Here is a 14,646-nt window from a genome sequence, read left to right as displayed (position 1 = left end):
CCGGCGCCAGTTTTTTCATCCTTTAATGCGACAACATCGGCGTTTTCATCCTTTAATGCGTCCCCATTGGTTTTCTCATCCTTTAATGCGTCCGCATTAAAGGATGTCTCCCGGAGTGTAGTTCGCTGCCTCCGGGTATTTTTCTACCCATTCGTCGATACGCGCAAGCACGTTACTGACCTGGGACTCGGCGGCACCGATGAACGCGTTGCGGTCCGCTAGGGCTGCTTCGAGTTCTTCCTTTGTTAATGGGAGTCGGTCGTCCTCGGCGAGGCGGTCAACGAGGTTCTGCTCCGCGCCGCGCTCGCGCATATCCAGCGCCATTGCCACCGCGTGCTCCTTGATCACTTCGTGGGCGGTTTCGCGTCCGACACCTGCGCGCACGGACGCCATGAGGATGCGCGTCGTGGCCAAGAACGGCAGGTAGCGGTCCAGCTCCCGGTTAATCATCGCCGGGAACGCACCGAATTCCTTTAAGACGGTGAGGAAGGTCTCCATCATTCCGTCGATAGCAAAGAAGGCATCCGGCAAGGCAACGCGGCGGACGACGGAACAGAACACGTCACCCTCGTTCCACTGCTGCCCGCTCAAATCAGCAACCATCGTGAGGTAACCACGCAGGATCACGTGGAAACCGCCGACGCGCTCGCAGGATCGGGCATTCATCTTGTGCGGCATCGCGGAGGAGCCGACTTGGCCTTCCTTGAAGCCCTCGGTGACGGTTTCATTTCCGGCCATCAAACGGATCGTCGTAGCCAAGCTCGACGGGCCAGCGCCCAACTGAACCAGAGCAGAGATCGCATCAAAATCTAGTGAACGTGGGTAAATCTGACCCACTGAGTCAAAGACCCGTGAAAACCCGAGGTGCTCCGCGATCGCGCCTTCAAGCTGGTTGAGCTTCTCTTCGTCCCCACCCATCAGATCAAGCATGTCCTGGGACGTACCCATTGGACCCTTGATGCCGCGTAGTGGGTACCGGTTCAACAGATCATCAACGCGCTCGAGCGCGACTAGGATCTCATCCGCCGCGGATGCGAAGCGCTTGCCCAACGTTGTTGCCTGCGCGGCAACATTGTGGGAGCGCCCAGCCATGACTAGCTCTTGGTATTCCGCGGCGCGGTTGCCGATCGCCTTCAGCAACGCAACGGACTTGCCGCGTACGAGTTCCAGCGAACGGTAGATCTGTAGTTGCTCAACGTTTTCCGTCAGGTCGCGGCTGGTCATGCCCTTGTGGATGTGCTCGTGCCCAGCGAGCGCATTGAACTCTTCAATGCGTGCCTTCACATCGTGCCGCGTAACCTTTTCACGCTCGGCGATGGAGCCAAGATCAACGTCGCCCACTACTTTCTCATACGCCGCGATGGCCTCATCAGGGATGTCCACCCCCAGAGACTGCTGCGCACGCATGACCGCGATCCACAGCTGGCGCTCGAGCACGATCTTGTGCTCAGGGCTCCACAGCAGCGCCATCTCCGGGGAGGCGTAGCGGTTGGACAAAACGTTGGCGACTTTTGGCTTCACGGGTACTCCTTGGGGTCGTGCGGGATTCATGCCGGTATCTGCACCGGTGGTTACAAACTGATCTTTCCATCGATTGCGGGACGCGCGATATCGCGGCGGTAGAACGAGCCCGGCAGGCTGATCTTTTCAATTTCCGCGTACGCAGCATCCGCGGCGGCAGCTAGGTCTGCGCCTGTTCCCACGACGTTGAGGACGCGGCCACCAGCGGAAACGTAGGCCCCTTCACCGCGGACGGTGCCCGGCGCGAGTGCGGTGCCCGCGTGAAGAACCGCCGCGGGATCATCAAGGTTGTCCCCCTCGATCGGGTCCCCGCTTTGGGGCGATGCCGGGTAGTCCTTCGCCGCCAGAACAACCGTGACGGCGTAGCCTTCTTTCCACCGCAGCGGACCGTGGGACTCCATGAATTGCGCGAGCTCCCCGTTCGCGGTGGCTGCCAGCAATTCCGCTAAAGGTGAGTCCAACAACGCGAGCACCGCTTGGGTTTCCGGGTCACCGAAGCGCGCGTTGAATTCCACGACGGCTGGTCCTTGCGCCCCCCATGCCAGGCCCGCGTACAGCAGGCCTGAGTACGGGGTTCCACGCTTCACCATTTGCTTAGCGACGGGCGCAACCACGTCATCAACGATGCGTTGCACGCCGTCTTCCGGAAGCCAGGGCAACGGCGTGTAGGCACCCATACCGCCGGTGTTGGGCCCCTCATCCCCGTCGTACGCACGCTTGTGGTCTTGGGCCGGCAGCAGCGGAACCACCGTTTCACCATCAACGAGGCAGAACAGGCTCACCTCCGGACCATCGAGGAATGTTTCCAAAAGAACCGGATTACCTGCCTCAATCACAGCCTTTGCGTGGTGGACCGCCTCACGCACATCATCGGTGACAACAACGCCTTTGCCGCCGGCAAGGCCATCATCTTTCACCACGAAGTGCGGTCCGAAGTTCTTCAGCTCAATCTTGACCGTGTCCGGGTCGGTGACGCGCTTGGCGCGCGCGGTGCGCACTCCCGCCAACGCCATGATCTCTTTAGCAAACGTCTTTGAACCTTCCAGCTTCGCTGCTTGCTGGGAGGGGCCGAATACAGCAAATCCTGCCTCCCGCAGTGCATCGGTGACGCCCGAAACAAGAGGTTGTTCAGGCCCAATCACCACTAGATCCGCCCCAATTTCTCCCGCCAAGCTAACGACGGCCGCCGCGTCATCGACCTTGACGTCATGCCGCTGCGCGATCGACGTCATGCCGGCATTTCCGGGCGCGACGTGAAGCTCCAGGCCATCTGCCTCGTTGCTCGTGCGCTTCATTGCCTCAAGCAAGGCGTGTTCGCGTCCGCCTGCCCCGATCACTAAAACCTTTTTAACGCTAGTCATAACGCCAGTTTAACCAGCGCCCGGACACCGCACCGTCACAGTCGCACCCGGCGTTCACTCCCACCCTGCCGCTCGGGACGAACGCGGGATTAAAAAGCGACGGTACCCTGGGGCGTTATGAGCACTGTTTTTACAAAGATCATTGACGGAGAGATCCCCGGACGCTTTGTCTACCGGGATGACACAGTTGCAGCCTTCCTCACTATTGAGCCCATCGCTTATGGCCACACGCTGGTCGTTCCGGTCGAGGAGATTGACAAGTGGACTGACGCCGACCCAGCCACCTGGGCGCACATGAACGATGTCGCGCAAAAGATCGGCAAGGCCATCATCGATGTTTTCGGCTCCGCACGCGCAGGCTACTTGATTGCTGGCTTCGAGGTCCCGCACGCCCACATCCACGTTTTCCCTGCCAACGACATGAGCGGCTACAGCTTGCAGAACATCATGCGTGCTGACGAAACGGATGCGGAGAAAATGGACGAAGCCGCGCAGAAACTCCGCGCGGCACTTGGGGTCGGTGAAGACGGCCGAGCCTCTTAGGCCCCCTTCTTCCCGTTAGTCTCCTTCTTCTTCCCATTCGGAGCTTTTTCAACGTTGGCCTCCGCCGGAGCTTCTGGCAGGGACATGGTGAAGGTGGAACCCTGCCCCACGGCGGATGTCACCGAGATTGAGCCGTCATGCTGATCGACGATCGACTTTGTGATGGCCAGGCCCAAACCAGCGCCACCACCCTTGGAACGTGAACGCGAAGAGTCAGCGCGATAGAAGCGCTCGAAGATGTGCTCGGCGACGTCCGGGTCCATCCCGACGCCGTTGTCGCTCACGTCCACCATCACGCGGTCGAGGTTGCGGCGGAGCGTAATAGTGACTTCTGCCGGCTCACCGTCGGCGGATTCGCCCGCGTGCTTGAACGCGTTGGTCATCAGGTTGAGCATCACTTGGTGCAAACGGTCGGGATCACCTTTAACTATCGGCACATCACTGGTCTCGTTCAGAACCGAAATTGACCGCTCAGGGAACGCAGCTTTCGCCGAGCTTACCGACGACAGGACGAGTTCAAGCATGTCCACATCGCGCACGTTGAGTCGTTGCCCTTCAGCGCGGGTAAGACTGAGCAAGTCCTCCACCAGCAACTTCATGCGTGCTGATTCTTCGTCGATCTTGCTCAACACCATGTCGGGGTCGTCGACCATGCCCTTGCGGTAGAGCTCCGTGTACCCACGCACGCTGGTCAGCGGGGTGCGCAATTCGTGGGAGGCATCGCCTACGAAGCGGCGCATCTGGCTTTCTTTTTCCTGGGATTCCTCGAGGGTTTCTTGCAAGCGCGTGACCATCGTATTCATCGCGTAGGACAGCGCACCCACTTCAGTTTCACGCGGCCAGGCCGGGACGCGCCGGTCCATGTCCCCGTCGGCAATCGCTAGCGCCGTGTCCTCCACTTCCTTCAACGGCGCTAGGGCACGACGCACGAAGAGAGTACCCGCCACCCCCATCGCCACAAGCACTGCTATAGCCAGCGTCGATTCAATGGCGGCAAGGTTGCGCAAAATCTTGCGCTCACTCTCAAGGTCCTTGGCCAGGATGGTGAACGACCCGTCGGAGTCCGGCCAGCACACAACCCGCCAATTCTTATGCGAGTACGTGGACGAATTCGCACCGATCGTCTGCGGCTGCGTTGAGCCCAAATCAAGTTCGGACCAGTTCGGGATCGTGGACCACCCGCTATTCGAGTTGACCACCCGGCCATCGGGGAATTGCCGGACTATCAAGTAGTCACTCGGCGTCCCTGAGTTGTACTGCAACCGAAAAGGATCAATGTCAAGCGCCCACGTGCTCACACCTTCGTACAAATTCCGGTCCACGCGGTTATACAGCTGACGATGCATCAGCCCGTAGACAGTCGCCGCCGTACCAATGAGTCCAAGCCCCGACACGATCATCAAAATGATCACTAGGCGCGTGCTCAGACGCATTTTCGCGCTTGCCGACGCCAGGGATTTCGAAGGAACCCGGGTAAATGTAGCCATAGAACGAAACTAACTAGGTGTTAGCTACCCACCCCGCCTGAGGCTTACTGGCGCGGGGTGCGCAGCACGTAGCCGACGCCGCGGACCGTGTGGATGAGCGGTACATCGCCGGTGTCAACCTTGCGTCGAAGGTAGGAGATGTAGGACTCCACGACGTTGCCGTCACCACCGAAGTCGTAGTGCCATACGTTGTCTAGGATCTTCGCCTTCGACAGAACCACCTCTGCGTTGAGCATCAGGTAGCGCAGCAGGTTGAACTCCGTGGGCGAGAGCTCGATGATCTCACCGGCCTTGGTCACCTCATGCGTGTCGTCGTTAAGCGTGAGGTCTGCGTAACGGATCGTGGAATCTTGACCCCCGTCCTCCGTGACGTTGCCGCGGCGAAGAATAACGCGCAGGCGAGTGATGACCTCTTCGAGGGAGAACGGCTTGGTCACGTAATCATCCGCACCAATGGTCAGGCCGTGAATACGGTCCTCCACCGCGTCCTTCGCGGTCAGGAACAGCACCGGCGCATCCAACCCCTCAGCACGCAGCTTGCCCAGTAGCTCAAAGCCGTCCATCCCGGGCATCATCACGTCCAGAATGTACGCATCCGGTGCGAACTTTCGCGCTACCTCAAGCGCTTCCTGGCCGGAACCCACAGCCTCAACCTCAAAGCCCTGGAATTTCAGGGACACGGTGAGAAGTTCAACGATGTTCGGCTCATCATCAACAACCAGAACTTTCACGTTCTGTGGGGTAGGTGTGTCAGGCATATCAATCCATTCAGGTCGTGATCGCGGTTGCTTAGACAACCGCCGGAGTGAAAAATCTTTGACTAGTAAACCCCACCACTCTGAACGTTTCCTGTACGTTTTCTGCATGGGTTGATTGGATTGCTGAGGAGTTCTCGGGGCACCCCTAGCCACCCCTAGCCAAGGTGTGAATCACTTTGCTACTGCAGACCTGCCAGCATGGCCGAGCTTTGGCACACTGTCGGTATGAAAACAAACACTAGCGGCAACCAAGACATGGCTCTGGGCGCCATCGTGATCTTCTCCGGCCTGGCCGCGATGGCGCTCTACGGTAACGCATTTTCCTACGTCACCGCCGGCGTCTGTTTCATCGCCGGCGCGTTCATGATCGGCCGCGGGATCATCAAAAACCGGAACCAAAAGTAGAGCTGGGGTTTTGAGCTGGAGACGAGACTTGAACTCGCAACCTACGGTTTACAAGACCGTTGCGCTACCGATTGCGCCACTCCAGCATTGGCTACAAAGCCCAGCGCATAGCCGGAAACTTTTAACCGTGTGAAGATCATACACACCCAGGCAGGCACCGACGTAATCGGAGCGCCCACTACTGGCGTAGAATGAGCACGTTACCCATGTAGAGCATGCAGGAGGATTTTGTGCCACCCAAGATCACTGACGCCCGACCCGCACCCGATGCTGAGGAGACGGTAGAGGAGCAAACCGCCGCCGGCGCCCGCACAGTCGTGGCGACCTACTCTGAAGATCTCGGCGATGGCGTGACGTTGATGTGCATGCTGGGCATCGAACCGGAAGGGCTCGTGTACAAGCAGTTCGCTGAGGATTATGAGGCGGGCACAATCGTGGATGACCTGGGCGGAGCCGCCGAAGAAAAGCCCGCCAAGAAGACTCCCGCCCGCAAGACCACCACGCGGAAGACCACAACCACGCGCAAGACAACAGCGAAGAAGCCGGCAGCGAAATCGAGCACCGCTAAGACCAGCACCGCCAAGACGAGCACAGCTAAATCCAGCACCGCAAAGAAGACGACGGCTGCAAAGTCGACCGCGGCGAAGTCAGGCACCGCTAAGACCACCGCGGCAAAGAAGACCACCGCGGCGAAGAAGACTACTGGCACCGCGGCTAAGACCACGGCCGCGAAGAAGAAGACCACCGGCACCGCAGCGAAGAAGACCACGGCTGCGAAGAAGACTCCGGCGAAGAAAACCACGACGGCTGCGAAGAAGACTCCGGCAAAGAAAACCACGACGGCCCGGAAGACGGCGGCCAAGTCCGCTGCTGAGGCTGACGAAAGCTAGGGGCTGTCGTGGCCAGCACCAACAACAGTGGCGGAGAAACAGCGTATGACCGCGTATGACTTCGTGGTGGTGGCCAACCGGTTGCCGGTAGACAGAGTGGAGGGGCGCTGGGTGGCGTCCCCTGGCGGGTTGGTCACCGCGTTGGCGCCGGTTTTGCAGAAGCACACGGGGTGCTGGGTCGGCTGGCCGGGAGAACCCGGGGCGGACTTCCCGCCGTTTGAAAATGACGGTTTGGCGTTGCACCCAGTCGTTCTAGATGAGCACGACTATGAGGCGTTTTATGAGGGCTTTTCCAATTCCACCCTGTGGCCGCTCTACCACGACCTGATTGTCACGCCGATCTATGACGCCTCCTGGTGGGAGTGCTACCGCGAGGTGAATCACAAGTTCGCCCGTGCCACTGCGGATGTGGCTGCACCGGGGGCCACGGTATGGGTGCAGGATTACCAGTTGCAGCTTGTTCCGGGCTTGCTCAAAGAGATGCGGCCTGACTTGAGGATCGGGTTCTTTTTGCATATCCCCTTCCCCGCCACTGATTTGTTCCGTCAGCTCCCGTGGCGTGATGAAATCTTGCGTGGATTGCAGGGGGCGGACTTAATCGGTTTCCAGAGGACACGGGATGAGGAGAATTTCTCGTCGTTAAGCGGTGCATGCGATGGAATGCGCACTGGGACTTTCCCGATTTCCATTGACACCTCTGCCTACCCGCGGGCCAGCGCGGAGGACATCGCGCGCGTGCGCGACGCGGTGGGGAACGCGAAGACGATCATGCTGGGTGTGGACCGCCTTGATTACACGAAGGGGATCTTGCAGCGGCTGAATGCGCTGGAAGAGCTGCTGGAGGCCGGGGCGATCGAGAATGTTGCGATGATCCAGGTGGCCACGCCGTCGCGGGAGCGCATCGGTAGTTACCGCACGACGCGCTCAGCGGTGGAAGAGGCCGTGGGGCGCATCAACGGTAGGCACGGGTCAATCGGGCGTCCGGTGGTGCACTATCACCACCACCAGATCGCGCGCGATGAGCTGCGGGCCTACTACTCGACGGCGGATGTCATGCTGGTCACTCCGTTCAAAGACGGGATGAACCTGGTGGCCAAGGAGTACGTCGCGTGCCACCCAGACGGCAGCGGCGCGCTGGTGCTGTCGGAGTTCGCGGGTGCGGCGGTTGAGTTGCACCGTGCGCATTTGTGTAACCCCTTTGACATTGAGTCAATCAAGGCTGCGATCACGCGCGCGGTCGAAGAGCAAGGAACAGATGCCGCGCGCGACGCCATGACCGCGATGAACACCCACGTTAATCAGCACGATGTGGCGCGGTGGGCCGGTAGCTTCCTCGAGGGTTTGGCGGATGCTTGAGATCGATGAGGCGGTGGGGCGTCTCGCAACAGCGCCGCGGCTTTTGGTGTGCACGGATTTTGACGGCACGATCTGCGAGCTCGGCCCAGACGCGTACGCGGTCACACCCGACCCCCGCGCGCTGGCCGCTTTGAGTGCGCTGGCAGGCATGGCGGACACGACGGTCACGGTCCTGTCGGGGCGGCATGTGGAGGGCCTGCGGCAGGTCTGCCCGTTGGAGCCGCCCGTGGTGTTCGTGGGGTCCCACGGTGCGGAATCCAGCGGGCACGTGGCCGCCTTGTCGCCGGAACTTAAGGCACAGCTCGCTGACATCGAACGGCGACTCGAGGCGATCACCAGCGGAAACGAACCGGCTTTCGTCGAGGCCAAGCCCTTCTCCCGCGTCCTCCACGTTGCGGCGCTCGCCGAGGTGGATCCTACGCGCGCGCAGATGCTTATCGACGAAGCCTACGGGCTCTCCCGCGCCCTCCCCGAAGGGGTCAGCGTGACCCCAGGCCACAACATCATGGAGTTTTCCGTGGCGAAGGCGACGAAGGGCAGCTGGCTCGCTGAGGCTAAACGGGCCTACGATTCAGCCGTGTTTGTTGGCGACGACGTGACCGATGAAACCGCTTTCGCCGTCCTTGGCCCTCACGACGTTGGCATTAAGGTGGGGGTCGGCGAGACGGCCGCAGGAATGCGGTTACCTGACGTGGATGCAGTCGCGGCGTTTTTTAGCGCGTTGGCCGCCACCCGAGGTCGCTGAAGCGAACAAGCCACCGGGGCGGTTATCGTGCAGCGGGCCCCACGGTCCGGCCGCGCGAAAAGCGCGTTGGCAGGATGATTCGCTCGGCGGCGGTAGCGTTACCGGGCTCGCTGAGATGGGAATCGATCAGGCTGTGCAACAGCTTGCCGACGGTCGCGCCTTTCTTCTTATTCGGCTGAATCACCGTGGTGAGCCCGCGCGCCATGGCCATTTCGACACCGTCAAAACCGGTGACCGAGATCTCCCCAGGAACATCAATGCCCTGCGCCGCGCAATAATCCAGCACTCCAAACGCCATGGAATCGGTGGTGCACAGAACCGCTGTGAGGTCTGGATGAGCTGAGAGCAGCTCGCGGGCCCCGTCTAACGCCGTGGCGTAATCATTGTGGTGGCGGGTGACCACGGGGATGTCATCCACGTTCAGCCCGGCTTCACCAAACACATCGAGGGCACCGAGGACGCGATCGCGCTGGACGTGCATGTCAGCCGCTTTCAGCTCCGGGAGGCTGACCGGCCCGTTGGTGCGCCGGCGGAACAGGCGCTTGGTGAGGATGCCGATGCGTGAATGCCCTTCGTCGATAAGCATGCGTGCGGCGGGTGCGATTGCCGCACGATCATCGATCCCGACGAACGGGAGGTCTAAGTCTTTCGGCTGGTCGCAAATCACCGTGGGGATGTTGCGGGCACGCGCGGCATCGAGGTGTGGCTCCGACTGCCCGACGGAATACACCACAAAACCATCAACGACGGCGCTGGCGACCATCGGACTGGGATCAGCACCAGCGGCGGCCCCCGAACCGAGCGGAATCAGCGTGAGGCAGTTGTGCGTCCCGTAGGAACTCTCCGCCAGCCCTGCTAGGAAGTCAATAGACGCATGGTCTTCGAATGCGTACGACATCTGCTCCGTGAGCATGACCCCGTACGCGCCGACTCGACGCGTCCGCAAAGAACGCGCCATCGGATCAGGCCCGGTGTACCCCCGGGCCTTCGCCGTCGCCAGAATCTTCTCACGCAACGCCGGCGAGAGCTGATCAGGGTGGTTGTAGGCATTGGACACCGTCGTGCGCGATACGCCTAGCTCCGCGGCGATCGACGCCAGCGTCCCCTTCGTAGCCACGTATTTACGCTCGCGCGACGCGACGCTGACGAGCGAATTCACTCAAAACCACACCCGCAGCCACGGAAGCATTGAGGGACTCCACCCAATCCTCCATGGGGACGGACATGATCACATCGCAGTTCTCCCGCACCAGGCGCGAAATCCCCTTGCCTTCTGAGCCAACGACGATGACCACGGGGTCCGTCGCCCCGTCATAGGTGTCCAGGGTGTGCTCCCCGCCGGCATCCAATCCGACGACCTGGTAGCCGTTGTCTTTGAACTCCTTCAGCGTGCGCGTGATGTTGGTCGCGCGTGCCACCGGCAGCCGGGCAGCGGTACCCGCTGAGGTGCGCCACGCCACGCCGGTTACCTGGGCCGAACGACGCTCCGGAATAATCACGCCATGGCCACCAAAAGCCGCCGTGGATCGAATAACTGCGCCTAAGTTTCGCGGGTCGGTGATGTTGTCCAGCACGACGAACATGCCGGTTTCTTTCCGGTCGCTCACGCCCGAAATGAGGTCGAAGACATCGGCGTACTTGTACGGCTGGATCTTCAAACCAATTCCCTGGTGCAGCGTGTTTCCCGTCATGGCGTCCAGCTCACGGCGCTGCACTTCGCGCACCGGGATCTGGCGCGACGTCGCCAGCGCGACGGCCTCACTCAGACGATCATCGTGAGCAGTGCCGTACGCAACGATTAAGGATTCCGCCGGAACCTTCGCCCGCAGACACTCAATGACGGGGTTGCGGCCAACCACCAGATCGGCCTCCTCACGCTCGTGCCTACCGGAATCCCGGCGCGCTTGATCCAGCTTGCGCTTATGAGCGGCGTGGTAGACGCGGTCCTCCGCCTTTGGAGTCGGGCCTTTGCCCTTCAACCCCTTGCGGTTCGCTCCGCCAGACCCCTTGGTGGCTCCCTTTTTGCTCGTCTTCTGCACATCCGGACGGCGGTACGGCTTTGCCATGAGTTACCTCTTCTTCGTTGATCGTTTTTAGGCGCTGGCACGGGAGAGCTAGCGCTCAACGAGTTCCCACGTCGGCCCATCAGCCGTGTCAGTCACTTCGATACCTGCAGCCGCGAGACGGTCACGGACCTCATCGGCTCTAGCCCAGTCTTTTTCCGCGCGGGCGTGGGTGCGACGCTCAAGTTCGGCGGCAACCAGCACCTCGAGGGCTGCGTGGGCGCTTTCTGCCTCGCCCGCACCGGCACCACCGCCTGCGCGCGTGAGCCACTCCCCGGGATCAATCCCGAGGACTGCCGCCATTGCACGGACTTGACCAGCGATCTCCCCAGCCTTGTCAAGGTTCCCAGCGGCCAAAGCACTATTGCCTGCCCGTATCGCCGTGTGGATTTCAGCGAGAGCCTTCGGCACCGAAAAATCGTCGTTAAGCGCGTGCTCAAAGCCCTCCGTCCACGTCGTGGGCTCAGGCGTACCGGCGCGGGCGATGAAATCCTCGATGCGGCGGTACCCCGCCGCCGCTTCGGTGAGCGCCTCCGGGGAGTACTCAAGCACGCTGCGGTAGTGGGCAGAACCAAGGTAGTAACGCAGCTCCACCGGACGCACTGTCTCCAGCATCTGGTCCAACGACATGACGTTGCCCAAAGACTTGGACATCTTCTCCCCCGCCATGGTCACCCAGTGGTTGTGCATCCAGAACTGGGCAAAGCCATCCCCCGCCGCGTGAGACTGCGCAGCCTCATTTTCATGGTGCGGGAACTGCAGGTCCAATCCGCCGCCGTGAATATCGAACTCGCTGCCCAAGTACCACGTGGACATCGCGGAGCATTCCAGGTGCCAGCCAGGACGGCCCGGACCCCACGGCGTCGGCCAGCTCGGTTCGCCGGGTTTTGCAGCTTTCCACAGCGCGAAGTCTTGCTTGCTGCGCTTCGCGCCAGCGCCGACGCTGTCAGACTCGCCCTGCTCCATCTCTTCGACCTTGTTTCCAGAGACAGCCCCGTAATCACTACCCGGTGCATTCACCCACGCTGCGACGTCAAAGTACACGGACCCGTCTGCCTCGTAGGCGAACCCGCGGTCAATGAGCCTTTGCATGTAGTCCACCATCTGGGTAACAAAACCCGTTGCTCGTGGCTCAACGCTCGGCGGCAAAACACCAAGCAGGGTGTATGCCCGCGTGAATTCCCGCTCGTAGGTAGACACCCACTCCCACCACGGACGGTTGTTTTCAGCAGCCTTGTTCAAAATCTTGTCATCAATATCGGTGACGTTGCGCACGAAGGCGACGTCATACCCCTTTGCCATAAACCAGCGGCGCACAATGTCAAAGGCCACGGCCGAACGTAGATGGCCAATGTGCGGGGCCGACTGCGGGGTCGCACCGCACACGTACATGGAGACGTGGCCCTCGCGGAGGGGAACAAACGGGCGCGCCGACCGCGTCGCCGTGTCAAAAATGCGGATCTCACTGGCTGTACTCACGCGGACCACTCTAGTGCAGCCTGTCGACAGGATCGGAAAAGGAAGTTACCCCGACTTCTCCTGCGAGCTACGGAAGCTGAATGAGCGCCGTGGCGATGGCGGCGCGGCCTTGACCGGAACCGGTGAAACCCATGTGGTCTGTGGTTGTCGCCGAGACCGTGACTGGGGCGCCTAGAGCAGAAGATAGAACCTCCTGCGCTTGTGCACGAACGGGGCCCATCTTTGGTGTTTGAGCAATCAGCTGCGCAGACACATTAACCACGGTGATGGAGTGAGTTGCAAGGAGTTGTCTTAGCTCCGCGAGAAGCTCGGCACCGGTCACACCGGCATATTCCGGGCGGCCGACCCCAACGAAACTGCCCAAGTCACCCAACCCGGCGGCGGACAGAACCGCGTCCACTATCGCGTGAGAGACGACGTCACCGTCAGAGTGGCCTTCGCACCCATCGGCATCGCTGAAGTAAAGGCCCGCGATGTAGCACGGTTTGCCCTCCTGAATCTGGTGAGCATCGAACGCCGTACCAACGCGGAAGTTCCCGGGAGAAGTCATGGGGTCTAGGTTAGCTACCCGGGACATCGAAGATGGTGGGCTCAGCTTCATCCGTGATCGTTGTAGCCAGGGTCAAGTCGATCGGAGTGGTGATCTTAAAGGCCATCGGGTCACCCTGGACACACGTCACGGGCACACCGAACCACTCCATCAAACTCGCGTCATCGGTGGCCACGAAGTCTGGGTTGTCCAGGGCAAAGTAGGCCTCGTTTGCCTGCCGCAGCAGATTCAGATCGAAGCCCTGCGGGGTTTGGACGATACGCAACCCCGCGCGGTCCGGGGTACCCACCACGGTGGTGACCGGCGTGGGAGCTCCCGGGTCGTCGATAAGCTGCACTGCTTTGATCGTGTCCGCAACGGGCAGCACTGGAATGACGGCGGGTGCCCCGCTTAAAACTTCCGCAGTGACGCGCGCAATCATGCCAGGCGGAGTCAACGCACGCGCCGCGTCATGGACGAGCACAACGCCGTCAGCCGCGTCAATGGATTTCAGCCCCTCCCACACAGAATCCGCGCGTTCCGCAGCGCCGTGGACAAATTCGACGTAGGGGTGACCGCTGAGCGCCTTGCGGGCAACCGGTTCCATGTCGGGGCTCACGATGACCTTGATCGAATCCACGACCTCAGAGGTCTCCATCGCGGTCACGGAGCGCTCTAAAAGAGTACGGCCGCGCAGCTCAACGTACGCCTTCGGAGTGGGCGCACCCAGCCTGGAACCGCGCCCAGCTGCGGCAATGAGGGCAGTGACGCGGCGAGCCATTGTCTACTGTCTACCGCGGCTAATTATTCGTCTTCGCCGAGGTCGTCGTCGAAGCTCAGGTCGTCCAAATCAACGTCGTCTTCTTCCGCAGCATCTTCGCGCGGCTTAGCGACGAGGCCCTGCTCAACGTGGCGGGCAATGATTTCTGCCAGCTTCTTCTCGTAGGCCTCCGCCTTGTCCTCATCCACCGGCTTTGCAAGCGCCAGCTCACCGACGAGGATGCCGCGGGCCTTGCCCAGCATGCGCTTTTCGCCGGCGGAAAGACCACGGCCTTGGTCACGGCGCCACAGGTCACGGACAACCTCCGCAACCTTGTTGATGTCACCAGAGGCAAGGCGCTCCTGGTTAGCCTTGTAACGGCGGGACCAGTTTCCCGCTTCCTCCACATCGGTTTCACGCAATACGGAGAACACCTTCAACAGGCCATCTTCGCTAACCACATCACGCACGCCAACGAGCTCAGCGTTCTTGGCGGGCACGCGCACCGTCAGGTCAGTCTGGATAATCTCTAAGACGAGGTAATCGAGCTTTTCACCCTTGAGCTCGCGCTGCTCAATGTCGGCGATACGGGCTGCACCATGGTGCGGGTAGACAACCACTTCTCCGACTTTGAAATCCATCAAGCTTCTCCTCATAGCTGTTGAAGGCGCATTTCACGGCGCGGCAGTTAACGCGTAGACAGCCAATTCTAACACCCGCCGTGAACGAGCTCCCGAACGGGAGATGGA

At 60.9% G+C, this 14,646-nt stretch carries 15 protein-coding genes and 1 tRNA gene; 5 read left to right on the top strand and 11 right to left on the bottom strand.

The features are described from left to right. Positions 1–96: 96 nt before the first annotated feature. Together purB and purD are read right to left on the bottom strand one after the other, a co-directional pair. Complete coding sequence (purB, locus tag CAQUA_RS02070; RefSeq protein WP_196824720.1) at positions 97–1,551, bottom strand: adenylosuccinate lyase; 1,455 nt, start codon at positions 1,549–1,551, stop codon at positions 97–99. A gap of 20 nt (positions 1,552–1,571) precedes the next feature. Then, entirely contained in the window at positions 1,572–2,882 is a 1,311-nt protein-coding gene (gene purD, locus CAQUA_RS02065) for a phosphoribosylamine--glycine ligase (RefSeq protein ID WP_196824721.1), read from the bottom strand. 117 nt (positions 2,883–2,999) lie between these two features. Here purD and CAQUA_RS02060 point away from each other — a divergent pair, with 117 nt between their 5' ends. After that, positions 3,000–3,425: an HIT family protein gene (locus CAQUA_RS02060; RefSeq protein ID WP_196824722.1), complete on the top strand. Its 426-nt coding sequence runs from the start codon at positions 3,000–3,002 to the stop codon at positions 3,423–3,425. Here the strand turns inward: CAQUA_RS02060 and CAQUA_RS02055 are convergent. After that, positions 3,422–4,912, bottom strand: a complete 1,491-nt coding sequence (locus CAQUA_RS02055; RefSeq protein ID WP_231375458.1) for a sensor histidine kinase — start codon at positions 4,910–4,912, stop codon at positions 3,422–3,424. The two genes, CAQUA_RS02060 and CAQUA_RS02055, sit on opposite strands and share 4 nt — an antisense overlap. Before the next feature lie 44 nt (positions 4,913–4,956). Continuing rightward, a complete protein-coding gene (locus CAQUA_RS02050; RefSeq protein ID WP_196824723.1) occupies positions 4,957–5,670 on the bottom strand; it encodes a response regulator transcription factor in 714 nt (237 codons plus the stop codon). A gap of 225 nt (positions 5,671–5,895) precedes the next feature. On the opposite strand from CAQUA_RS02050, the gene CAQUA_RS02045 reads away from it, so the two are divergent. After that, complete coding sequence (locus CAQUA_RS02045) at positions 5,896–6,075, top strand: hypothetical protein (protein ID WP_196824724.1); 180 nt, start codon at positions 5,896–5,898, stop codon at positions 6,073–6,075. 13 nt (positions 6,076–6,088) lie between these two features. On the opposite strand, the gene CAQUA_RS02040 is transcribed toward CAQUA_RS02045, so the two are convergent. Further along, positions 6,089–6,161 (bottom strand) — tRNA-Thr (locus tag CAQUA_RS02040). Between the two features lie 129 nt (positions 6,162–6,290). On the opposite strand from CAQUA_RS02040, the gene CAQUA_RS02035 reads away from it, so the two are divergent. The 3 genes from CAQUA_RS02035 to otsB are packed head-to-tail and all read left to right on the top strand — an operon-like array spanning position 6,291 to position 9,066. Continuing rightward, positions 6,291–6,965: a hypothetical protein gene (locus tag CAQUA_RS02035; protein WP_231375464.1), complete on the top strand. Its 675-nt coding sequence runs from the start codon at positions 6,291–6,293 to the stop codon at positions 6,963–6,965. A 45-nt stretch (positions 6,966–7,010) separates the two neighbouring features. Next, positions 7,011–8,321, top strand: coding sequence for an alpha,alpha-trehalose-phosphate synthase (UDP-forming) (locus CAQUA_RS02030; protein ID WP_196824725.1), 1,311 nt, complete (start codon positions 7,011–7,013; stop codon positions 8,319–8,321). Beyond that, positions 8,314–9,066 (top strand): trehalose-phosphatase, encoded by a 753-nt coding sequence (gene otsB, locus CAQUA_RS02025; protein WP_196824726.1) that lies wholly within the window; start codon positions 8,314–8,316, stop codon positions 9,064–9,066. Before CAQUA_RS02030 ends, otsB begins: the two co-directional genes overlap by 8 nt. Positions 9,067–9,088: 22 nt before the next feature. Here the strand turns inward: otsB and CAQUA_RS02020 are convergent, their stop codons facing one another. The 6 genes from CAQUA_RS02020 to CAQUA_RS01995 form a co-directional block, all read right to left on the bottom strand. Continuing rightward, positions 9,089–10,225, bottom strand: coding sequence for a LacI family DNA-binding transcriptional regulator (locus tag CAQUA_RS02020; protein WP_290178577.1), 1,137 nt, complete (start codon positions 10,223–10,225; stop codon positions 9,089–9,091). Then, complete coding sequence (gene rlmB, locus CAQUA_RS02015; protein WP_196824727.1) at positions 10,188–11,132, bottom strand: 23S rRNA (guanosine(2251)-2'-O)-methyltransferase RlmB; 945 nt, start codon at positions 11,130–11,132, stop codon at positions 10,188–10,190. The genes CAQUA_RS02020 and rlmB overlap by 38 nt, the downstream gene beginning before the upstream one ends. A 48-nt stretch (positions 11,133–11,180) precedes the next feature. Further along, entirely contained in the window at positions 11,181–12,608 is a 1,428-nt protein-coding gene (cysS, locus tag CAQUA_RS02010) for a cysteine--tRNA ligase (protein WP_290178575.1), read from the bottom strand. Positions 12,609–12,675: 67 nt separating this feature from the next. Continuing rightward, positions 12,676–13,158 carry a 2-C-methyl-D-erythritol 2,4-cyclodiphosphate synthase gene (gene ispF, locus CAQUA_RS02005; protein WP_196824728.1) on the bottom strand — a complete coding sequence of 161 codons (483 nt, stop codon included), beginning with the start codon at positions 13,156–13,158 and terminating at the stop codon, positions 12,676–12,678. A 10-nt stretch (positions 13,159–13,168) separates the two neighbouring features. Further along, complete coding sequence (ispD, locus tag CAQUA_RS02000) at positions 13,169–13,918, bottom strand: 2-C-methyl-D-erythritol 4-phosphate cytidylyltransferase (protein ID WP_196824729.1); 750 nt, start codon at positions 13,916–13,918, stop codon at positions 13,169–13,171. Positions 13,919–13,941: 23 nt separating this feature from the next. Next, positions 13,942–14,538 (bottom strand): CarD family transcriptional regulator, encoded by a 597-nt coding sequence (locus CAQUA_RS01995; protein WP_196824730.1) that lies wholly within the window; start codon positions 14,536–14,538, stop codon positions 13,942–13,944. Positions 14,539–14,646: the final 108 nt, after the last annotated feature.

Source organism: Corynebacterium aquatimens (assembly GCF_030408395.1).
Classification (GTDB): domain Bacteria; phylum Actinomycetota; class Actinomycetes; order Mycobacteriales; family Mycobacteriaceae; genus Corynebacterium; species Corynebacterium aquatimens.
Note: the sequence above shows the minus strand (reverse complement) of the source record. Positions and strands in the feature narration are given on the sequence as shown.